We start from the raw sequence: 21475 nt of genomic DNA, 5'->3' as shown, positions 1-21475 counted from the left end.
CAACTCCCTCCTCAACTAAATATCCAAAGCAAAATCATCACTTCTATACCTCAAAGACAAATATATGTACAAAATAGGAAGAATTAACACATTAAGAGTGACACGTATGATTAAAAATGCCAAAATACTCGTTTCATAACTTTCTAAAAACATCATTAAACTTGTCCATAAAACAATGTTCAAACCAGCAATAACCAAGATATCTCCAATAATCGATAGGTTCTCGTCTCTCATTTTCCTGAAAGTCTGCTTAATAGTTTCCCAGACACTCAGCGACTCCACGAAAAACGGGAAAATAATCAAAAATAAAATAGCAACCACGGTTGGTATGAATAATAAATACATGCCCATCAATCCTAAAGCATAAACAATTGTTGCAACGAGTAAAATCACACCGAATCTTTTTGCAAAGAAAAACAAACCTTCCGTAACTTTTATCGTTTCATCCATTCCATCTTTTTTGACCATTTTCAAAAAGGGAGGGATGCATAAAATGAAATTTAGCATTAGCAACCACCCTGCTAGAAAGGACTCATTATGTAAAATATCATTGCTATATACATAGACAATCCCCAAATAACTGAAAACAGTAATTGGTGCAATGATGATAAAACTCCACATTAGAATAGGAAACCAGTTACGACTGTAGATTTTGAATGCTTCACCAATCATACTAATGTTCCTACCTTCCGTTGCTGCATGTAAACCGTGATGATTGCTACCAACAATGTCAGCAGTACTGCCCAGGTCATGCTCCGCCCAATTCCAGCTGGATCCCATAACACCAAGATATTCAGTAAAAAATACGAGGTGAGTATGCTGAGGATGGAAACAATTGTTGCCCCCAGAAAAGCTGCTGTATACGGAGTTTTAGGGTTCCACTTCACGGAAAAGTATCCAAGAGAACCGTATGTCAAAATCATTTGGAAAACGATATAGCCACTAAAAGATGGAATATTAAAAAAACCGATTATGAAAGAAAATAAGACCGTGATTAGAATACTGGCTCCAATTGCCTGTATTAATTTCCTCATACTGAACATGTAATCACCTCTCTCAATAATTTTGATGAAAAATAAGAGAGGGTTGCCACCCTCTCTTCAGTTAAAAGCCAAATAGACTCTTAGCTCCGTCAAACAGACCTTTTGCTCCATCTGCTATACCTTTCCCTGCAGCTTTGACGCCACTTACTGCGCCATCATAGACAAATTTAACGCCATCCCTAACAGCTTTTTTCACAGCTTTACCAGGGCCTGTTTCCAACAGTAGTGTGACAGTCAAACCTACTAACAAACCTGCTGCTGCCCCAACAACGGTACCTAATCCCGGAACCACTGAGCCTCCTATCGCACCTGCCGCCATACTGGCTCCTATAGTGGATAAGGCAGTGGTTCCGACGCCAATTGCTACATCAGTTGTCAGATCAGCTGCAAAATCAGTGGATGCTAGTCCTATTGATGATTTACCTCCTGCTGAATAATCGTAGATGCTATTGAATGAACTTAGCGCCAAATTGACAGGACCATTCAATTTCATCAAATTCGATTTTCCATAGAAGTCTTTTGAAAATAAATTAAAACCTTTATTCATACTGCTCTTAGCGCTTTTCCAAGCTGAGTTTATGAATGTTTTTGGAGAAGTGATATCTGCAATTTTTTTGCTATCTATAAAAGCATCTACTCGATTAAATCTCGGGTTAGCTCCATGGGTCGGCAAGTATGCATTTCGATCATTCAGCTCGTATTTCTTGAACTTATCATAAAAATGGTTAAAGAATTGGTTGTTAATGCTGGATTGACCCGTAATTTTATAATTTCCAGATGCTAATTCATTAATAGTGTATCCGGCGTATTGTGCAGTAGCCCCTTGAAGAACCGTATCACCAAACCCGAATACATATTTTTTCACATTACCTGCAACAATTGCGATGTCACCTGCTACTCCACGATCCACCTGGCTATTGGAATCTTCAGAACCGCCTCCTGAACCGTCTTGCCCACCGCTTCCCGGAGTGCCTCCTGTTCCAGAGTCCCCTGAACCTCCTTGCCCACCGCTTCCCGGAGTGCCTCCTGTTCCAGAGTCTCCAGAACCGCCTTGCCCACCGCTTCCTGGAGTGCCTCCTGTTCCAGAGTCTCCAGAACCGCCTTGTCCACCAGTTCCTGGAGTGCCTCCTGTTCCAGCGTCTCCTGATCCGCCTTGTCCACCGCTTCCTGGAGTGCCTCCTGTTCCAGCGTCTCCTGATCCGCCTTGTCCACCAGTTCCTGGAGTGCCTCCTGTTCCAGCATCTCCTGAACCGCCTTGTCCACCGGTTCCTGGAGTGCCTCCTGTTCCAGCGTCTCCTGTACCGCCTTGTCCACCAGTTCCTGGAGTGCCTCCTGTTCCAGCATCTCCTGATCCGCCTTGTCCACCAGTTCCTGGAGTGCCTCCTGTTCCAGAATCTCCTGATCCGCCTTGTCCACCGGTTCCTGGAGTGCCTCCTGTGCCAGCATCTCCTGTACCGCCTTGTCCACCATCTGGTCCTTGACCTCCAGTTATTGGTGTACCAAGTTGCCAACCACTAAATGGTGCGCTTACATAGTTAGGTGTAATAAATATGCCATTTGTTATTGTTGTACCTGGAATAATCGGTTGACCGGACACAGAAGGGATGTTTCCGTACCCTGGTTGACCTGGTAAATAAGAGTCACCAGGAGTTAGTACTTCCCCAGGAGCAATAAATTGTCCTCCCGAGATTGGGTCACCTGGTTTAATTGCAGTACCAGGCGCTATTGGTGTTCCAGGTGTAATAAATGTGGCCAACATAATAGATGGTCCAGCTGTCCAAAACAATAAAAAAGAAATCATGGTAATGGCAAATAATCTTTTCACTCCGCTATTCCTCATTCATGCACCTCCTTATTATGGAGTACTGTTTTGATACGTTTCTTCTAAGGATTTTATAGCTTCTTGCGAATTCAATTCATTTAAAGTTTTTAACTCAGCTTTTAATTTGTCATATTCTTCTTTAATCCACGCATGGTAATCATTGTGTTTAGTCGTTAAATAATCATGACTTTCTTGCGACATTTTGTCTTGTTTTTGAAAAAGATATGTGAGAATAAAGCCAATTTGTTGTCGTTCATAAATGTATTTGCCTTCTTCATCAACCATATAAACAAAGATGTCTATGTTATTACTCGTTTGTTCATAACCAACTTCTTTAGTTGATTGTTCTTTCCACTGTTCCCACTTTTCAGCAAGCATTTTAGCCTGATCCAACTCATTTTGAAGAGATTTTTCGCTCGTAACATCTTGATAAGTGCCCTCTGTTACTTTTGCGATCTCTTTTAATTGTTTCTGACCATCACTATCTACATTAAAACCGATGACATTAACAATTGGCGTAATATCTGAATCGTATAATGATTTTGCCGCTGTAATTGGATCGTCTTCGCAAGTGGATATTCCGTCACTTACCAGATACACGATATTTGTGTTTTCATCACCTTTAAATGCTGCTAAATCCTTTTGTGCTTCGTTTAGAGCAAGTTGGATAGGTGTCCATCCTGCTGGTTTTGCTTTTGATAAAGATTCATTAAATGTTGCTGCATCAAATGGTGAAATCGGGTACAGCAACTCACTGCTACTACAAGAAAGAGCTTTGTCTGCTTGATTTCCTGTCCCTTCCTGACCATAAATACGTAATCCTACATTTGCTTCTTTTGGCAATCCGTTTACAAATTTCTTAATTGCCGCTTGAGCAGCCTCCATTTGAGTTTGGGAGCCAATCTTTTTACCCATGCTTCCAGAAGCATCTAATATAACCATGACGTTTAAGTTTTCTTTGAACTGTTTGCGTGGATCTTCTATTTCTGGATTACCAATCGTTTGAAACTTTAATTTATCAATAATATCTTCCGGCCCTTTAAAGTCTCGTTGAAACAAAGCCAATAATTGATTGTAATAATTATCTAATTCTTCATTTGACATATCTTTTGAGATCTCTGGTAAATCTTTTGTCAATTTCAAAATCTCTTTTTGATCTTTTTCATCAACAATTGATAAGCGTTCCGTATAGCCCGGAGGCAATAAAGCTAGTTCATTCAATGTCGTTGGAAGTGGTTGAGATTCTACTTCGGTATTCTTTGCAGTTCCATTCTCTTGCGAATCAGTTTCTTTTTCTTCGGGTTCTTTTTCCTCATTTTTTATTGTTTCACCTGGTACAATACCAGTCTCTTTAGGTTCGTCTGCATTACATCCAGTAAGTAGAATAAGCAATGCGAATAGTAAAAATGTGGTTATTCTCTTCATCAAATTCCCCCTAGGTAAATATTAACCGACCATACTAGTGATTTTTGAAATGATACTTTCAATTATTCCAGTAATTCCAGACGATTGACTACTTACCGCTGTTGAAACAATTCCTAATACCAAAATTAATAGTGCAGCTAATCCCAACCATTCTAGAGATTGTGCCCCTTTTTCGTTCTTTACAGGTACCATCATATTCATCCATGCGTTCATTAGTAAGTTTTTCATTTTGTTTTTCTCTCCTTTGAGTTTGTTTTTATTGGAATAGATCAAAAATACCCTTATTTTGGTTAAACATATTGATTATCATCAATCCCCCGATTAAAACGAGAGCAGATGGTAAGATCAAAAAAGTTGTAACTAGTGTTACTTTTGGCGATGCTTTCGCTGCCTGTTCTTTGATCATTTCTTTCTTCAATTTCCGCATTTCTTCTGCTTGTTGTTTAAATGTATCTGCAATGGGAACGCCCAGTCGCTCTCCTTGAATTAAGGACTTTATTAATAGTTGAAACTCTTTGGAATTATTACGAACCAGTAATGTTCGATAGGCTTCAGATCGTGGAACACCCAACCCTATTTCTTGAATGAAACGTCCAAACTCTTCTTTAACTGGGCCTTCAAAATATGGAACAATATCACGAATCGCTTGATCCATTGCTACACCAGCTTGCAATGTAACGCTCATCGTATCAAGAAAATCAGGAAGTTGATATGAGATTTCAGTTTGTCTATTTTTTGCTTTAGACCGTATCCATAAGATTGCAGCCATGTATCCGAAAATCGGAAGTAAAATAATCATGAATTGTGAAAATGGCAAAAGCAATATGAGTGAAATTCCACCGACAAAAAATCCAGCAATCATTAAAAACATTTTTAAGCCTTGGAAACGTTCGACAGTTAATTCATAAGGATGTCCTGATTGAATCAACCACTTTTCGACCTCTTCATTTTCACTGAAGAAATTTATTCGTTGACCTAGCTCAGCAAAGTCATCTGCAAATTTAAACATTCGTGCCATCAATTTTTCTTTGCGCGATGTTTTTCGATAAAATTCATCAAATACAAAAAGTGATTCTTCTACTGTTTCTTTTAATTCTTTTCGTTCACGCCAATACACAAACGAAGAACGAAGAGCAATACCAATAAAGAGTACGAAGATTAGGACTGATAATGCGATAATGCCATCCATTACATCACACCCTTATGTTTGTAATTTTTCGTACAATTACAAATGTTAATATAGTTCCGGTTAAGAAGAACGCTAGTAGGATTAATCCCAATCCAGTAAAGAGTGGCTCTAAAAATCCATCTATAATATTATTCATCATTAGTACTAGAAAAATAGGAATTACCGGCACTATATATGAAATGTAGCGTTGCTCTGCAGTCATTGTTTTAATTTCTTGTTTTAATAATTTTCGTTCTTCCAATGTCTTACTCATCTCATCCAGAACGGCGTATAAGTTACCCCCAGCTTTTTTTTGGATCAGCATGGTGGCCGTGAATAATTGGAATTCTTTATCGTCCACTCTTTTTTCCATGCTACGAATTCCAGCATTGAAGTCAATACCAAGTGATAATTCATGAGCTAACCGTTTAAATTCCATCTTTGCTGGTGCTGCAATTTCATGAGAAACAAGTTGAATACCTTGGTTAAGTGTCATCCCAGCGCGCGTCGCATTAGCTAAGACTCTACATATCTCTGGTAATTGCTCTACTAACAATTGTTTCTTTTTATTCTTACGAATGATGAATAGAACACGTCGTCCTCCTTCTATCATTAGGAGGGCAATGACTAAAGATAAAAGCATATTCAAATTAAAGAAAGTCTGTAGAAATATGACTAGGCCCATATAAGATACGATTAAAGCGCCAATAAATTCAGAAGGTGTAAATCCAATACTCGCATCTACTAATTTTTTTTCTAGAATTTTAGCAGATTCCGTTTCATCGTATTTCGTTCCAATAACAATCAGCATACTTTTTCTTCGTTCACCATCTCGGTAGAATTGCTGAACATTTTTTCGCCATTCTCTCTTTTCCTTTCGATATCCAAGGAAAAAATACATTCCAATGATTAGCACCAAAACGGTCAACATTGCAAGAAACGCTTCAATCATACGGCGGCACCACGCTTAACTGGAACAAATAACGATTCATCCATTTCAATTCCAAATACGCGTATTCTATTTAGACACTGAGGTACCTCTCCAGTTGGCGTGAAATACCCTTCGACATCTCCATCTTTTGTTAGGCCTATCCGTTCAAACTTAAAAATTTCAACAATTTTATGTTTGCCATCATTTTTTTGAACTTCAGAGATAGAAACGATTTTACGCGTTCCATCTGTCAATCGTGTAGCTTGGATAATAATGTCTAAGGCCCCTGCAATATATTCACGTATGATTGTAGAAGGCAAATCCATTCCTGCCATGATGACCATTGACTCGACACGTCTTAATGCATCATCAGCGTTGTTTGCATGGACAGTTGTTATCGAACCTTCATGACCCGTGTTCATCGCTTGTAACATATCAAATGCTTCTCCACTTCGAACTTCACCGACAATGATTCGGTCAGGTCTCATACGTAAAGCGTTTCGCACTAAGTTACGAATGCTAACTTCCCCTTTACCTTCCACATTTGCTGTCCTTGCTTCCATTCCAACAACATTGGGTCGATCGAGTCTAAGTTCAGCAGAATCTTCTATAGTAATAACTCGTTCACCTTCTGGTATTGATGTTGCAATAACATTTAATAAGGTGGTTTTACCAGAACCAGTTCCGCCACTTATCAAGGTATTCATTTTTGCTCGGACAATGCCATCTAAAAATGTAGCCATTGATACATCTAAAGAGTTGAATTCAATTAGATCCTCCAGTTTAAATGGATCTGCTCTGAATTTTCGTATGGATACTAAAGTGCCTGATAAACTAATTGGGGATATGACTGCATTTACCCGACTTCCATCAGGTAATCTAGCATCTACCATTGGAGAACTCTCATCTATACGTCGCCCTAAAGGAGCTACTATTCGATCAACGATGTGTCGAACATGCTCATCACTCCTGAATGAGATATGAATTTTTGCTAACTTACCTCTGCGCTCAACATATACTTCTTGATAGCCATTAATAAGAATCTCCGTGATTTCTGGATCATTTATGAGCGGCTCTAATGGACCAAAACCAACGGATTCATCAAGAATTCTTGTAATCAGCAGCTCTTTATCATGTCTTGATATAATTACTTTCTCTTCAGACATAAAGGTTGAGACATATTGCTCTATACGCAATCGCATTTCTCCAGAAGACAATTTTGTTAATGCTTCTAAATTCGTATCTCTTAATAATCGAGCCTTGTAATGCTCTACTAATTCATCGACGAGGTGGTTTTCATATTCATAAGAGGAGGGCTTTTTCTGTACAAGTAGCTTCTCTTTTCTTTTTACAAACAGTGAACTCAATCCTCTTCACCTCCTATTGCTTTAATAAATCTCGCGAGAATTTCCTAATATCTTTTGCAAAAAGAATTAGTTTACGTTCTTTTTGGATTGTTCTTACTGGCATCCCTTTATTTATATAAGGTTGCAGTCCTTTTATATCCCTGCGAATCGAAGCCGCGATTGGAAATCTCAAGACATTTTTCAAATCAGTTTGTTGTACTTCATTTTCCTTCGCAATTTCATTCAGTACGATTTCCATGCGATTCGCTAAATGAATACCTAATCTAGAGCTTAGCGTCTCAAATTGCTTTAAAGTCTTCATCGCAGATGTATCAGGTGATAATATATAAAATATTTTGTCCGATTCTTCAAGTGCCGTAACGACTTGAGCATTCATATGACTTGGTAAATCAATCAGCACGTAATCAAAGGATCGTCGGCATGTCCGAATTAATTTAGCGATAAACTCTTCGCCAATTAATTCCGCAACCTCCGCATCACAAGGACTAATTAATATTTCTAATTTAGAGTCTTGCTGAGTCTCCGCAACATTTCTAATATGGCTTTCATTCAGTTCTTCAACTACTGGCATTAGATCGGCTAGTGACCGATTCGATTCGATAGAGAATACATTTTCAATGCCACCATACTGAGTGTTTAAGTCAATTAGGATCACTTCTGCTGTGGACTCGAGTTTTAAGGTTTGTGCAACTGAAGAAGCGATTAACGTACGACCACTTCCTCCTTTTCCACTATAGAAAGAAAGAATTTGTCCTCGATTACGACCGTACGTTACAGCTGCTTCTTCCATTGAATTTTTTTTGATTTCATAATTCTTGACGATTGTAGGGAACCTACTTGTGAACAAACTAGTTTCATCCGGAAAGACAAAAAATTCATCTGCTCCTGAACGGATAATATTTCGAAGTAACGTAAAATCAGAAGCATTTGCTACAAATAATAGAAGGCACGCTGGATTGACCATACGAATTGATTGGACTAATTCTACAGATGCCTCAGTTTCCGATTGGGAGACTATGACAATGTCACGTGTTTCTCGGTTCATCTCTCGAATTGCATCTGAATAATTCACACTTGTTACTTCATTTGAAAAACTCTCAGCAATTGTCTTTAACTGCGATGTATTTTGTTGTAATTCACTAACAATTAATATATTTGCGGATGATTCCATCACTTCAACCTCTTTTCCATCTTACTGTCCAAAGTCTAGGCTACTATGCGAATAGCATTTTATTCAGGTGTTGTAACTACCGGTTCTTTTTCGACTTTCGTCTCCGCAGGTTCTTCCACTAGTGCGGCTTGATCTTCAGTTTCTTCGGAAGGGACACTATTTTGACCCACATTAGCTTTTAAAATTCGAATGTGATCTGCATAATTTTGCATATGTATCAATTTTGGAGCCTGTTCAGCCGTCACTTCGACTGCAACACCCGCAAATTTTTCACCAGACCCTTGAGAAAAGCGGACGACGACATCTTTCATGAAAACAGAGGTATTACGCTCTCCTTTATTATCAGTTGATACAATAATATCTACTCGGTCTAACGCTTCGATTACTTGATCGAATTGTACTTTATCCGTACGATGTAAAGTTACTAATCTATTGTTCTCATTTTGTAGATTGGAGGCGGGTTTAATCATATTTTGCGTAATCATGTCACCTTTCGAAAGAGGGACGACGGATACTTGAGATTCCAAGTCACTAAAAGAGGTAATGTGCGAATCCGTAACAAACTTATTAGGTAACTCCATTACAGTCATTTGATTCTTTTGAATAACTGTCCTTGATGGAATATCCGCTTTTGCTACATAAATCTTTGTCATTGCCCCTAAATCCGAATTTAAGTCTTTAACTTTTTGTAGCACCATATAACCAGTAGCTGATGCTAAGATAAATGCCAAAATAAAAAATATGGCCGCTCTTCTTTTCGCCTCTAACATTTCACGATTCCTCATTTCAACATGGTATAAAAATACCTATTCAGGCAAAACACTTCAAAATATTACAATAATAACACTTAACATTTACCATTACCTTCCTCTATTGTCAAAGTTGCTTACCCAGCAAATAGTTGCATTAGTTCCTTTGCACCGTGTCTATAAACCTATTTATGTGCACTTATTTCTTCCTATATAATGGGAAATTAATTTAATTAACGTAATAATGATTATTTTTAACACAAAACAATTCATATTAACCTGTATATATCCTTTATATGTTAAAAGTCGGGACTATTGATTCTTTATTTTTTCCACTGATTTCCAATTAAACTGATATTAGGATAATCAATGATTTAAATTAAACTAATCAACATTTTGTCATGTTATTTCATAAATAAAAACCACTAAATTCTCTATGTATAGAGAGAATTTAGCGGCTTCCAATGACAAGTTATAGGATCTATTTTGTTTTTACCAAAGTTAACTATTTACCAATCTTTATCCAATAGCATTCTTTTAATAATGTAATTCATTTGAGTAATTGGCATCATGCCTTTATGTCTATATTTTATTGTAAACTCTTATACTAGACTATCTCTCACTTTACAATAGGATCGTTAGTCCGCAAAGTCAGAGCGTCACTTAATATTTTGCCATTCTTTAGCCCTTAAATGATCCGTTAATAGAGCACCCCAATTATCAAATTCGGCTAAAAATCCATCATGACCGAATTTCGTGTTCACCAAGTAAAATTGACGATTAGGAATTAGTTTTGTAAAAGAATGCACGTCCTCAGGCGGATAAAGTAAGTCATGCGTGAATGCTATAGCGATAACTTTTGCCTCATATTTCTTAGCTGCTTGTTCAATTCCGCCTCTATCTCTTCCTATATCATGTGTATTCATAGCTCTTAACAGTGTAAGGTAGCTATTGGCATCAAAACGGTTTGTTAGTTTAGTTCCTTGATATTTCATATAGGATTCAATTTCAAACAAACCAGTACTTGTGGTTTTTCGAGCAAAACGGTCTTTATGTAATTGTTCGCTACGATAAGTAACTAACCCGGCCATACGTGCTGTTTCAAACCCTTTGATATGTGAAGAACACATATAGTTTCCATTGCAATAGTTTGCATCTGTTTCGATTGCATGGATACCAATATAGTTAAAGGCAATTCCTGTATCACTTAGATAAGGAGTAACTGCTAAAGGAACCAGTACATCCATATCTTTTGGGTAAAGGAGCCCCCACTCTAGAACGCGCATGCCACCAAGTGAACCCCCAATTACTGCATGGAGTCTATCAATTCCCAATGCGAGTAATCCCTGTTTTTCAGCATGGACCATATCTCGAATTGTAATAGTTGGGAAGGACGCGCGATATGATTCACCGGTTGTGGGGTTAATCGTTGATGGACCAGTTGAACCTGAACAACCACCCAGAACATTCCACGTAATTACTTGAAATACATTTGTATCAATTATTTTCCCTGCTCCAATTAACCCGCTCCACCATCCGGGTTTTTCCGGAGTTCCGGTTGCATATTGATTTCCAGTTAAAGCATGGCAAATTAGAATTACAGGTGCATCTGATGGACCAAACGATTCATATGAAAGTTCGACTTGTTCGAGCAGTTCTCCTGACTCTGTTTGGAAGTTTCCTATTCCTACACTTCCTATTACCACTAAAACTCACCTCCAAGTTAAATCGGTACGACGATTGCTTTTTCTATCGCTTGCTCTAAATCCGCTACTAAGTCCTCTACCGACTCTAATCCTACTGAAAGTCGAATCAATTCTTCAGTGACACCTGATTTCCTTAATTCTTCTCCGCTTAACTGTTGATGTGTAGTAGAAGCTGGATGAATAATAAGCGACTTAGCATCACCTACATTAGCAACATGAGACCAAATTTGAACGCTATCGATAATTTTCCGACCAGCATCTCGACCTCCTTTGATCCCAAAATTCACAATTGAACCGTATCCATTCTTTAAGTATTTATTAGCCAGTTGATGTGATGGATGTGATTCAAATCCATTAAAATTAACCCACTCCACTGCAGGATGACTCTCTAGATATGCAGCCACCGCTGCAGCATTTTCATTGTGTTTAGGGACACGTAAATGCAATGTTTCAAGACCTTGCAAAAAAGCAAATGCGTTCTCTGGGCTTAGACACGGACCAAAGTCACGCAGTAATTGAACACGAAGTTTGATGGCGAACGCGACTTGAGGAACGTCAATTGCATATCGCAATCCATGATAACTTGGATCTGGCTCCGTAAACCCTGGAAACTTTTCGCTATTCCAGTCAAACGTTCCTGCATCCACTACTACTCCTCCGATAGATGTGCCATGTCCACCAATCCACTTTGTGGCGGAATGGACGACTACATCTGCACCGAATTCAATAGGATTACATCCGTATGGAGTCGCGAATGTATTATCAATAATCAAAGGTATTCCGTTGTCATGTGCAATGCTAGAAACTGCCTCAACATCTAATACATGAAGGCTTGGGTTTCCAATAATTTCACCAAATATTGCTTTGGTTCTTTCAGTAATGGCATCACGGAAATTCTCAGGATTTGTTGAGTCAACAAATTTCACTGTAATTCCATACCTTGGGAGTGTGTTTGCAAATAAATTATATGTCCCACCGTACAAATTACTCGCCGCAACGATTTCATCACCTGTTCCAGCAACATTTAGAATAGAAAATGCAATGGCTGCCATCCCACTCGAAAGTGCTACTGCGGCAGTACCCCCTTCAAGTAAAGCAATTCGTTGTTCAAATACATCCACTGTCGGATTGCCTATTCGAGAATAAATATTTCCTGCCTCTTGCAAAGCAAATAAATTTTGAGCATGTTCAGTATCTCTGAACACAAAAGAAGTTGTTTTGTAAATGGGTACTGCTCGAGAACCTGTTACTGGATCTGGCTGCTGTCCCCCGTGTAAAAGTAGCGTTTCTGGTTGAAGATTTGTCATTGTTTTTTCCTCCTGATTTGTGGTTTAGATGGAAGAGTGGAGGAGAAAGAGGAGTTTTGGAATACAAAAAGCCCCTTCTTCACTTAAGAAGAGGGGGCTCGCAAATGCGTATACCTCCTCTTATCTTTCAGATCCACATGAAGAAATCTGTAGGAATTAGCACCTTTGCAAGTTCTTCACTTGCCGGTTGCTGGGCATCGTAGGGCCTAGTCCCTCCGCCACTCTTGATAAGAGTATTTGATTCAATTTTCCATCTTGAGAAACAGTATATGTTCCACAGGAAGAAAAAGTCAAGAATTAATTATTTATTTTTTTCGAAACTTCAGACTATATTCAAACGTTTAATGATTGAGCAGATATAAGGAGTTGAGATTATGAATCTTGCTTTACTTGCGCTACTGATTATCCTAGCAGGCTATTTTATTGGCAGTTTACATGGCTCCTATATCGCACAATGGGTATCGGGTGTGAAGGTAAAAGAGCAAGGAGTAAAAAATTCTGGAGCGTCTAATGCAACGATTGTCTTAGGTTTGAAATTCGGGGCTTTAGTAGCTCTACTTGATATTGGTAAAGGACTCATCGCTGTCCTATTTTTAGCCCGGATATTACATAAGCACAGTCTCTTTACTGATGACACCCCTACTCTGCTTTTATTAATGGGAGCAGCTGTCATCATCGGACATAATTTTCCTTTGTGGATGAATTTTGATGGCGGCAAAGGAACGGCATCCCTTATTGGAATAATGTTTGCTGTCGATTGGAGAATGGGTTGTGTCGGATTGGCATTGCTAATCTTACTATCTCTCTTAACTGACTATTTACCATTAGGCGTTCTTTTTTTATACTTAACATTTTTAGTGTATGTATTTTGGTTTACAGAAGGACTTTGGCCAGCCATCATCTCACTAACTCTTTTCACTTTAGCTATTTGGAAACATAGAGAAAATATCTTGCGAATAAGGATTGGAACTGAACCTAAAGTTTCTACTGTTTTGAAAAAGAAAAAAGCGATGTCCTCATGAAATTTATGAGAAGATCGCTTTTACTACTTTGCTAAGTTGAAGAATGCAGTTGATATTGAAGAACCACGCAAGAGCGTGGAGTAATAAAATTCAAGAAACGAAACTTTGACCGTTATTAAGGATGACAGGTTTCCAGTTCGCTTCGGACGCTAAACCTGCTGCACAATAAATCTAGAGACTAAAAGGGATGGGCTTGTGACCTGTAAGCACATAATTATTCGGGTTTGGTTTACTACAGAATAGAGGGTTTCTTGACATAGATGTTCGGCCAAAGATACTATTTTGGCCTCTTCTTGCTGCTTTTATTTTCAAGATAAATTGGCATGAGTTAAGTTAAATTAAATTTAATAAGTATCATCATAATATACTGAACCCTTGTGGCAAAATAAAAAACAAACAATAGAGTATTTATGCACCTTCAAGAAGAAAAAGCATAGAGAACGAGAGCCACAAGTATGTGGTTTTCAAACTTGTTGGGGCTGCCTAATAAGTCCCTAATATAAAATAAGTGGAGAAAATTGATTCTTTTTTCTGCACCTACTTTAGAACATTGTAAAAAGTTATAATTGTCTGTTTTGCACATGAACTTATGGTTTATTGGAGTGAAAGGCGGCAAAAAAGACTGCTCCTGCGGTTACTCGTCGCAAAGATATTGGACGAATGACAGTTCGTCCAATATCTTTCCAGCGGGAATAGCATGAGCGGAAGACCCCGCAGACGAGCTTGCTCGTCGAGGAGGCTGAGGACATGCCCGCGGAAAGCGTCCGCCTGCAACGAAAATCAACTTCTACTAAATATAAATATGGAACACCAATATTTATATTTTATGACTTTTAGGACAACCCCTAACGCAAATGTACAATTTACAACAGTAAATACAAAGCCTATTATTTAGTTTCGCGGTGCAATGTCATTTTCTTTAATCGTTTTGAATACTTTTGCATCTCAATACGTTCTGGATTGTTACGTTTATTTTTAGTTGAAATATAGTTTTTGTCGCCTGTCTCTGTGCAAGCTAACGTGATATTTACTCTCATAATGATATCCTCCAATTTATTAAATAGTAATGATTACGTTTTATAATATACCATACTATTTCTTTTACCGCCAATTGCAATTATCTTTATTCCTAGATGATTCCAATAATGATAAACTAATAATAGATTTATTGAAATTAAGGGAGTGGAATGGGATGCAAGAAATATTAATTGAACGCCTTGTTCGCTATGCGAAAATAGACACACAATCTGATGCAAACAGTTCGACATGTCCATCAACACCTGGACAATGGGATTTACTGCATGAACTTGAAAAAGAATTAGCATCTATCGGTATGGAAGAAATTTCACTTGATGAAAGTGGTTACTTATTTGCCACATTGCCTTCCAATACAGATCATGAAATGCCAACCATTGGCTTCTTAGCTCATGTTGATACAGCAACGGATTATACAGGGAAAAATGTGAATCCTCAACGAATCGACTGCTACGAAGGTGGCGACATCACATTAAATGAAACAACATTTATGTCTCCTAGCGATTTTCCAGAGCTAAACAATTATATTGGCCATACATTAATTACAACAGATGGTACGACATTATTAGGAGCTGACAATAAAGCAGGTATTGCTGAAATTGTCACGGCTATGGAATTTCTAATTAAAAACCCAGACATTAAACACGGGAAGCTTCGAATTGCTTTTACTCCTGACGAAGAAATTGGTCGTGGTCCTCATAAATTTGATGTCGAGAAATTTGATGCGAAATATGCCTACACAATGGATGGTGGTCCTCTAGGGGAACTACAATTTGAAAGTTTTAATGCAGCAGCGGCTAAAGTTATCACGCATGGAACTAGCGTACATCCAGGTTCTGCAAAAAACAAAATGGTCAATGCTTTAACAATCGCCATGAAGTTCCAGTCTCAAATGCCAGCACAAGAAGTTCCTGAAAAGACTGAAGGCTATGAAGGATTTATTCATTTAATGAATTTTAGCGGCCATGTGGAAGAAGCACAGTTATCATATATCATTCGCGACTTTGATAAAGAAAAATTTGAAGTAAAAAAAGCATTATTTGAAAAAGCTGCTGCTGAAGTGAAATCAGAGTTTGGTCCAAATGCTATTACAGTTGAACTAAATGATCAATATTACAATATGGGTGAGAAAATAGAGCCCGTTAAAGAAATTGTTGATATTGCTCATCAAGCTATGACAAATCTATTAATTACACCTTTAGTCCTTCCAATCCGAGGAGGAACAGATGGATCTCAATTGTCTTATATGGGATTACCGACTCCAAACATCTTTACAGGTGGAGAAAACTATCACGGAAAATATGAATATATTTCAGTTGATAATATGGAAAAAGCTACTCAAGTAATGATTGAAATGATTCAACTATTTGAAAGACAAGTTTAAGGAGTGACATCTTGAAAGAGATAGGACTTGGAGTTCTGGCATCTTTATTTTTTGCGGTGACATTTATTTTGAACCGTTCAATGGAGCTTTCCGGAGGCAGTTGGATGTGGAGTGCGTCATTACGCTATTTCTTCATGGTCCCTTTTTTGATGGTATTGGTCGGTCTTCGAGGAAGAATGGGAACCCTCATAGCTGAAATGAAATCTCGTCCTGTTTCCTGGTTTGTATGGAGCTTTGTTGCGTTTGTTTTATTCTATGCTCCTATTACATATGCCGCAGCCTATGGTCCAGGTTGGCTCATTTCGGGGACATGGCAAGTGACCATCATCGCAGGTGTGTTATTAGCTCCTTTGTTTTTAATAACGATTCATACATCGAATGGGATTCGTAAAGTTCGACAACAAATCCCTCTAGTGTCTCTTGTAATTTCTATGGTGATTTTGATTGGCATAATACTGATACAAATCCCTCATGCAAATGATGTGTCCCCAAGAACACTTTTGCTCGGAACATTACCTGTCCTAGTTGCAGCAATCGCCTACCCTCTTGGTAATCGTAAAATGATGGAATTAACGGGGGGACGTCTTGATCCAATTAGTCGTGTTCTGGGGATGACAATCGCAACACTACCTGTCTGGCTATTGCTCGCTAGTTATGCAGTCTTTTCAGTAGGACTTCCTTCGGGTAGCCAAGTTTTCCAAAGTTTGATCGTTGGTATCAGTTCAGGTGTTATTGCAACAACTTTGTTTTTTATGGCTACAGATCGCGTTCGAGAAAATCAAGGAAAACTTGCTGCCGTTGAAGCAACTCAAGCTACGCAGATCTTATTTGTAATAGCAGGCGAAATGATGTTGCTAGGTGTGCCTTTACCTGAACCCATTGCTTTTATAGGATTAGTTATCATTATTATCGGACTTATTTTACACAGTTTTTACACGAAAATTTTTAAACAAAAACAGGCAAGGTCCGTCGCTTAGACAGATCTTGCTTGTTTTTTTGTTTAATCATCATTTCTACTTTTTTTAAGTACCATAAGAAAAACCGGGTAAAGTGCGCCAGGACCTTTTAAGAAGAGTAACCAGAGTAGCCTGTTGATTTTCGCTACGGTGGACGCTTTTCGCGGGCATGGCTTCAGTCTCCTCGTCACTGTGTTCCTGCGGGGTCTTCAGCTCATGCTATTTCCGCAGAAGTCGCCACCTGCGCTTCAATCAACTAATATAGATGGCAACTACGATTATAGGTTGGTTTTATCTCTAGCTAACTTAGAATCATTTATTCGTGTCTTCGCAATAAGCAATTGATAGGTTTTCTTGTTTGTTACTACTCACTTCATGGATTGTAGTGGAAGGCGGCGACTCCAGCGGGATCAGCGGGACAGGTGAGACCCCGCAGATCGCGAAGCGACCGAGGAGGCTCACCGCCCGCCCCGCGGAAAGCGTCCGCCTGAAACGGAAATCAACAATATTAATGAATCAATCTTTTTGTCCAAAAAACCTAAAAACACTGGATTTATGGAACTAAAATTATATACTTTCTTTTAAAAAAGGATTCTAATCATAACGATTTCGTCCACTTTGGATATCTATCGGCACAATGTCAATTTGCTTTATAAAGTGAACCTCCCTTCACACCTTTGTAATAATTTTTCAGTAAAACGATGAAAATGATTCTCACCAGATGAAGGTTCTATGTTATGATTAATTCTATTGAGAACACCTATCAGTTAGATGGAGGCCATACAATTATGTTTACTGCTATTAAAACTGAATCCCTTTCAATTGGATACACGGATCAATTATTATTTGAGAATTTGGATTTACATATACCTCGTGGAGAAATTTCTGTTTTTGTTGGTAGTAACGGTTGTGGCAAGTCCACTCTTCTTCGTTCAATTGCACGCCTATTAAAGCCAACAAACGGTTCTGTACTATTAGATGGCAAAGATGTACATCGCATGACTTCTAAAGACGTAGCTAAAAAAATGGGCATTTTACCACAATCCCCTGTGTCGCCCGAAGGCTTATCGGTTTATGATTTAGTAAAACAAGGTCGTTATCCACACCAATCTTGGTTAAAGCGCTGGACGGAAGAAGATACTGAAAAAGTGGAAGCAGCAATGGAAGCAACTCGCATTAGTGATTTACGTGACCGTGCGGTTGATACATTATCAGGTGGTCAACGTCAACGAGCTTGGATTGCAATGACACTTGCACAAGACACGGATGTCATTTTACTTGACGAACCAACAACATACTTAGACATGACACACCAAATAGAGATCTTAGATTTATTGTTTGAATTAAACGAGAAAAAAGATCGCACCATCGTAATGGTGTTACATGATTTGAATTTAGCTTCTCGTTATGCACACAATATCATCGCTATTAAAGACGGGAAAGTTCATGAACAAGGAAAACCGGAAGATATCATTACATGTGATTTAGTGCGTTCTGTTTTTGGAATGGAGTGCCAAGTTTCGAAAGACCCTATGTTCGGTACGCCTCACTGTATTCCTTTTGGACGCGGACGCTGCGTGGTACCTGAAATACGCTCTTCTACAGGAGCCTAAGGTATGAAGCAATCACTCGAAGGACTCTCAGTATTTGTTGATGATGCTAGAAAACCACTGATGACGCTTGGGGATATACAAACTGAAATCGGTAGTAAACAGTTGCTTCAAACTGTACGAGACGTGACGGATGCGCCTATGGATGCCGTAGCTGCATCTGTTTTTTTTCGTCGTCTTGGATTCTTTTTAGCAGCTCAATTTCAAACCATTGCAGTTCATCAGAAAGTCTTTACTGGTTCATTGAAACAAGTAGGGATTATACACGATGAATATACATTTAAGTTCACTGTAGCTAGCGAAGATTTTATAGAAGTCCAAAATTCCCAACAAGCTTTGCGATTCGTGCTAGATACTTATGGCCATCCACTTGTTGAAAACTTTAGTAAACAAGCGACTATTTCGAAATTAATACTTTGGGAAAACATTTGGGGATATGTCATTTGGGTTTACAGTCAGTTACTTGAAAAAGGTGTGGAGTCAGCGTCGACGGATTTAGATTATTTATTGCTCGACAGCACTTGGACACCACATTTGAGACGTTCTCCATTTAAACAATACTTGCAAAACCAATCAGCACTCGATGCAATGAAAGACTACAAACGTATCACCTGTTGTTTATTGAAAGAAATGCCTAATACGAAAAAATGTCCGTACTGTCCTCACGCTAAATAAGCGAACTGAAATTTTTATTCACAATAATAAAATTAAGAATTACTTTATCACGCAGATTTCCGGCGAGCTTTTAAAACACCATGCTGCATCTTTATCTTGCGGCTCGGCTGCTTACGTCGCTCCTCTACAACCTGTTAGAAAATGGTGTTTGGATTTTGGTTCATTAAAGAATAGTCACTTCTTCCAGTAATCCAAGTAGCCGAAGATACAATTTCGGCTAACTATTGCATTTGGCGAGTTCTTTCTTTAAAGAGACCGCGAGAGTGTGATGTGTTGATGAGAGACACAATTTGAGGGGATACACGACTACATGCAAATCAATTTATTCTCAGGTTTCCGGAGAGCTTTGGAAAGCAACTCCATGCTGCACTATTATCTAGAGATTGAGTAGAATGGGGATGTGACGATGTCACATCCCCATTCTACTTTTACAGATAATTTTGCGGCTCGGATGCTTTCGTCGCTCCCCTACAACCTGATAGCAAATAATTTATTAAATTTGGTTTACTAGAGAATCGTCACTTTTTTTCAGCAATCCAAGTAGCCGAAGATACAATTTCGGCTACTTTTTCATTTCTTTATTTTGGGAATTTTTTTCTTTAACGAGCCCGCGAGAGTGTGTCGTGTTGATGAGAGGCACAATTTAAAGGTCAATTGTGCCTCTCATCGGAGCGAAATGTCCTGCGAGCGATTAGCGCCCGCTCAATTTAAAGAACTACCCCCAGGTTGCCAACCAGAGCCACAAATAAAAACCATTTGTGTCTCTGGCTAGCACGCCTTTATTTTTTCTTTAGAGTAAGTATCACACTAACTTTATAGAATGGTCTGAATAAAGTAAGCAGGAAGAGACCAAAATATCATTTTCAGTCGACTATCTACATAAAGATAGTGTCTATTCTGTAGTAAATCAAACGAACTTAACTAGGCGTGTCCAGGTTGTAAGTGAGCGAAGGACGAATCCCCGCCGCAGAATCATCTATAAAGAAAAGTGGTGCCCCAAATTTTGTGTCATTTATGTTTTTCAGACGTAAATGCCCATATTTCAGACGTCAACGCTAATTTTTCAGACGTCAACCTCGAAAAGTCAGACTGAGATTTATCGGATGAATGAAAAAAGGGATTTTCAACATCAACCACTGTCTATTTTGCTGTCACTACTAACTTTAAAGAATGGTTTGAAATAAAGTAAGCACAAAAGGAGCGGAAATTGCATCCTCAGCCAAATATCCATGTAAAGAGTGTCAATTCTTGATTACCGTATAAATAATATACTATGAACGACCACGTTTTCAGGGGCGAAGGACGAATCCCCGCCGTTGTATGATCTGAAAAAAGAAAGTTGGGCGAGTGACGCAGTCACAAGCCCAACTCTTTGTTCTCTAGATTATAGTACAACAGAGAAAGCGTCTGAAGCGCACTGAAAATCTATTTGCCTTAGATTAGAAAAAGATTGGTCTGTAATAAAGTAAGCAGAAAGAGACCAAAATATCATTTTCGGTCGAATATCTACATAAAGATAGTGTCTATTCTGTAGTAAACCAAACGAACTTAACTAGGCGTGTCCAGGTTGTAAGGGAGCGAAGGACGAATCCCCGCCGCAGAATGAACTATAAAAATAGAGTTGGGCAAGTGACGAAGTCACAAGCCCAACTCTTTGTTCTCTAGATTATAGTGCAGCAGAAGATTCATCCGGAGCGCACTGAAAACCTATTTGCCTTAGATTAGAAAAGATTGGTCTGAATAAAGTAAGCACAATAGAGGCCGAATTTGCATCTTCGGCCGACTATATACGTATAGACAGTATCTATTCTCTAGTAACCCATAACGATCTTAACTGTGCCCGTACAGGTTTTCATGGAGCGCAGGATGAAATCCCTGCCCCACTCTTTAATCTCTAGATTATCATGCAGCAGAGGAAGCGTCCGAAGCGCATTGAAAACCTTCTTGCTCCGAAGAACCAAAAAAGATCCATGCAATAGCGCATGGATCAGATAATGTTGACTTGCGCAACTTAACGATGAGGGGGGTTAAGGTTGCGTTACGTCAGCGTCGATTTGGAGAAAAGTCGCTGACATGGTTTCTTCCCTGATTTTCAGAAAGAAAT

17 protein-coding genes and 1 riboswitch are annotated in these 21475 nt (G+C 38.7%); of the genes, 5 read left to right on the top strand and 12 right to left on the bottom strand.

Annotated elements, in window-relative coordinates:
• Nucleotides 1-15: 15 nt before the first annotated feature.
• The 11 genes from ACFPYN_RS16460 to ACFPYN_RS16410 all read right to left on the bottom strand — a co-directional run bounded on the left by ACFPYN_RS16460 (nucleotide 16) and on the right by ACFPYN_RS16410 (nucleotide 12689).
• Complete coding sequence (locus ACFPYN_RS16460) at nucleotides 16-780, bottom strand: hypothetical protein (protein ID WP_377735659.1); 765 nt, start codon at nucleotides 778-780, stop codon at nucleotides 16-18.
• A 324-nt stretch (nucleotides 781-1104) separates the two neighbouring features.
• A complete protein-coding gene (locus ACFPYN_RS16455; protein ID WP_377735658.1) occupies nucleotides 1105-2883 on the bottom strand; it encodes a hypothetical protein in 1779 nt (592 codons plus the stop codon).
• Between the two features lie 15 nt (nucleotides 2884-2898).
• Nucleotides 2899-4290: a vWA domain-containing protein gene (locus ACFPYN_RS16450; RefSeq protein ID WP_377735656.1), complete on the bottom strand. Its 1392-nt coding sequence runs from the start codon at nucleotides 4288-4290 to the stop codon at nucleotides 2899-2901.
• Between the two features lie 21 nt (nucleotides 4291-4311).
• Nucleotides 4312-4518, bottom strand: coding sequence for a hypothetical protein (locus tag ACFPYN_RS16445; protein WP_377735654.1), 207 nt, complete (start codon nucleotides 4516-4518; stop codon nucleotides 4312-4314).
• Between the two features lie 28 nt (nucleotides 4519-4546).
• On the bottom strand, nucleotides 4547-5479 hold the full coding sequence (locus ACFPYN_RS16440; RefSeq protein ID WP_377735653.1) for a type II secretion system F family protein: 933 nt from the start codon (nucleotides 5477-5479) through the stop codon (nucleotides 4547-4549).
• Between the two features lie 4 nt (nucleotides 5480-5483).
• Nucleotides 5484-6410 (bottom strand): type II secretion system F family protein, encoded by a 927-nt coding sequence (locus ACFPYN_RS16435; RefSeq protein ID WP_377735652.1) that lies wholly within the window; start codon nucleotides 6408-6410, stop codon nucleotides 5484-5486.
• Entirely contained in the window at nucleotides 6407-7756 is a 1350-nt protein-coding gene (locus ACFPYN_RS16430) for a CpaF family protein (protein WP_377735651.1), read from the bottom strand. The genes ACFPYN_RS16435 and ACFPYN_RS16430 overlap by 4 nt, the downstream gene beginning before the upstream one ends.
• 13 nt (nucleotides 7757-7769) lie before the next feature.
• A complete protein-coding gene (locus ACFPYN_RS16425; RefSeq protein ID WP_377735650.1) occupies nucleotides 7770-8927 on the bottom strand; it encodes an AAA family ATPase in 1158 nt (385 codons plus the stop codon).
• 59 nt (nucleotides 8928-8986) lie between these two features.
• Entirely contained in the window at nucleotides 8987-9697 is a 711-nt protein-coding gene (gene cpaB / locus ACFPYN_RS16420) for a Flp pilus assembly protein CpaB (RefSeq protein WP_377735649.1), read from the bottom strand.
• A gap of 638 nt (nucleotides 9698-10335) precedes the next feature.
• Nucleotides 10336-11382 (bottom strand): homoserine O-acetyltransferase MetX, encoded by a 1047-nt coding sequence (gene metX / locus ACFPYN_RS16415; RefSeq protein ID WP_377735648.1) that lies wholly within the window; start codon nucleotides 11380-11382, stop codon nucleotides 10336-10338.
• Between the two features lie 17 nt (nucleotides 11383-11399).
• Nucleotides 11400-12689 carry an O-acetylhomoserine aminocarboxypropyltransferase/cysteine synthase family protein gene (locus ACFPYN_RS16410; RefSeq protein ID WP_377735647.1) on the bottom strand — a complete coding sequence of 430 codons (1290 nt, stop codon included), beginning with the start codon at nucleotides 12687-12689 and terminating at the stop codon, nucleotides 11400-11402.
• Between the two features lie 117 nt (nucleotides 12690-12806).
• A riboswitch (SAM riboswitch) is annotated at nucleotides 12807-12923 on the bottom strand.
• A 140-nt stretch (nucleotides 12924-13063) separates the two neighbouring features.
• Between ACFPYN_RS16410 and ACFPYN_RS16405 the strand changes: the two genes are divergently transcribed.
• The gene (locus ACFPYN_RS16405; RefSeq protein WP_377735646.1) at nucleotides 13064-13711 is read left to right on the top strand and encodes a glycerol-3-phosphate acyltransferase; all 648 of its coding nucleotides are present in this window, start codon (nucleotides 13064-13066) and stop codon (nucleotides 13709-13711) included.
• Between the two features lie 887 nt (nucleotides 13712-14598).
• Here the strand turns inward: ACFPYN_RS16405 and rpmG are convergent.
• Nucleotides 14599-14748 carry a 50S ribosomal protein L33 gene (gene rpmG / locus ACFPYN_RS16400; protein ID WP_377735645.1) on the bottom strand — a complete coding sequence of 50 codons (150 nt, stop codon included), beginning with the start codon at nucleotides 14746-14748 and terminating at the stop codon, nucleotides 14599-14601.
• A gap of 155 nt (nucleotides 14749-14903) precedes the next feature.
• Between rpmG and pepT the strand changes: the two genes are divergently transcribed.
• The 4 genes from pepT (at nucleotide 14904) to ACFPYN_RS16380 (ending at nucleotide 19371) form a co-directional block, all read left to right on the top strand.
• Nucleotides 14904-16130 carry a peptidase T gene (gene pepT, locus ACFPYN_RS16395; RefSeq protein ID WP_377735644.1) on the top strand — a complete coding sequence of 409 codons (1227 nt, stop codon included), beginning with the start codon at nucleotides 14904-14906 and terminating at the stop codon, nucleotides 16128-16130.
• 11 nt (nucleotides 16131-16141) lie between these two features.
• The gene (locus ACFPYN_RS16390; RefSeq protein WP_377735643.1) at nucleotides 16142-17107 is read left to right on the top strand and encodes a DMT family transporter; all 966 of its coding nucleotides are present in this window, start codon (nucleotides 16142-16144) and stop codon (nucleotides 17105-17107) included.
• A gap of 767 nt (nucleotides 17108-17874) precedes the next feature.
• Nucleotides 17875-18699 (top strand): ABC transporter ATP-binding protein, encoded by an 825-nt coding sequence (locus tag ACFPYN_RS16385; protein ID WP_377735879.1) that lies wholly within the window; start codon nucleotides 17875-17877, stop codon nucleotides 18697-18699.
• A gap of 3 nt (nucleotides 18700-18702) precedes the next feature.
• Nucleotides 18703-19371: a hypothetical protein gene (locus tag ACFPYN_RS16380; protein ID WP_377735642.1), complete on the top strand. Its 669-nt coding sequence runs from the start codon at nucleotides 18703-18705 to the stop codon at nucleotides 19369-19371.
• The last annotated feature ends 2104 nt before the right edge of the window (nucleotides 19372-21475 follow it).

This window comes from Paenisporosarcina macmurdoensis (genome assembly GCF_042658845.1).
Classification (GTDB): Bacteria; Bacillota; Bacilli; order Bacillales_A; family Planococcaceae; genus Paenisporosarcina; species Paenisporosarcina macmurdoensis.
The sequence above is the reverse complement of the archived record's forward strand: the minus strand, read 5'-3'. Positions and strand labels throughout refer to the sequence as shown.

Excerpts from the sequence above, each read along its gene's own strand:
- rpmG (WP_377735645.1), bottom strand. The coding sequence starts at position 14,748 with ATGAGAGTAAATATCACGTTAGCTTGCACAGAGACAGGCGACAAAAAC.
- ACFPYN_RS16440 (WP_377735653.1), bottom strand. The coding sequence starts at position 5,479 with ATGGATGGCATTATCGCATTATCAGTCCTAATCTTCGTACTCTTTATT.
- ACFPYN_RS16380 (WP_377735642.1), top strand. The coding sequence starts at position 18,703 with ATGAAGCAATCACTCGAAGGACTCTCAGTATTTGTTGATGATGCTAGA.
- pepT (WP_377735644.1), top strand. The coding sequence starts at position 14,904 with ATGCAAGAAATATTAATTGAACGCCTTGTTCGCTATGCGAAAATAGAC.
- ACFPYN_RS16405 (WP_377735646.1), top strand. The coding sequence starts at position 13,064 with ATGAATCTTGCTTTACTTGCGCTACTGATTATCCTAGCAGGCTATTTT.
- ACFPYN_RS16455 (WP_377735658.1), bottom strand. The coding sequence starts at position 2,883 with ATGAGGAATAGCGGAGTGAAAAGATTATTTGCCATTACCATGATTTCT.
- ACFPYN_RS16425 (WP_377735650.1), bottom strand. The coding sequence starts at position 8,927 with ATGGAATCATCCGCAAATATATTAATTGTTAGTGAATTACAACAAAAT.
- ACFPYN_RS16450 (WP_377735656.1), bottom strand. The coding sequence starts at position 4,290 with ATGAAGAGAATAACCACATTTTTACTATTCGCATTGCTTATTCTACTT.
- ACFPYN_RS16435 (WP_377735652.1), bottom strand. The coding sequence starts at position 6,410 with ATGATTGAAGCGTTTCTTGCAATGTTGACCGTTTTGGTGCTAATCATT.
- ACFPYN_RS16460 (WP_377735659.1), bottom strand. The coding sequence starts at position 780 with ATGGGATCCAGCTGGAATTGGGCGGAGCATGACCTGGGCAGTACTGCT.
- ACFPYN_RS16385 (WP_377735879.1), top strand. The coding sequence starts at position 17,875 with ATGTTTACTGCTATTAAAACTGAATCCCTTTCAATTGGATACACGGAT.
- ACFPYN_RS16445 (WP_377735654.1), bottom strand. The coding sequence starts at position 4,518 with ATGAAAAACTTACTAATGAACGCATGGATGAATATGATGGTACCTGTA.
- ACFPYN_RS16410 (WP_377735647.1), bottom strand. The coding sequence starts at position 12,689 with ATGACAAATCTTCAACCAGAAACGCTACTTTTACACGGGGGACAGCAG.
- cpaB (WP_377735649.1), bottom strand. The coding sequence starts at position 9,697 with ATGTTAGAGGCGAAAAGAAGAGCGGCCATATTTTTTATTTTGGCATTT.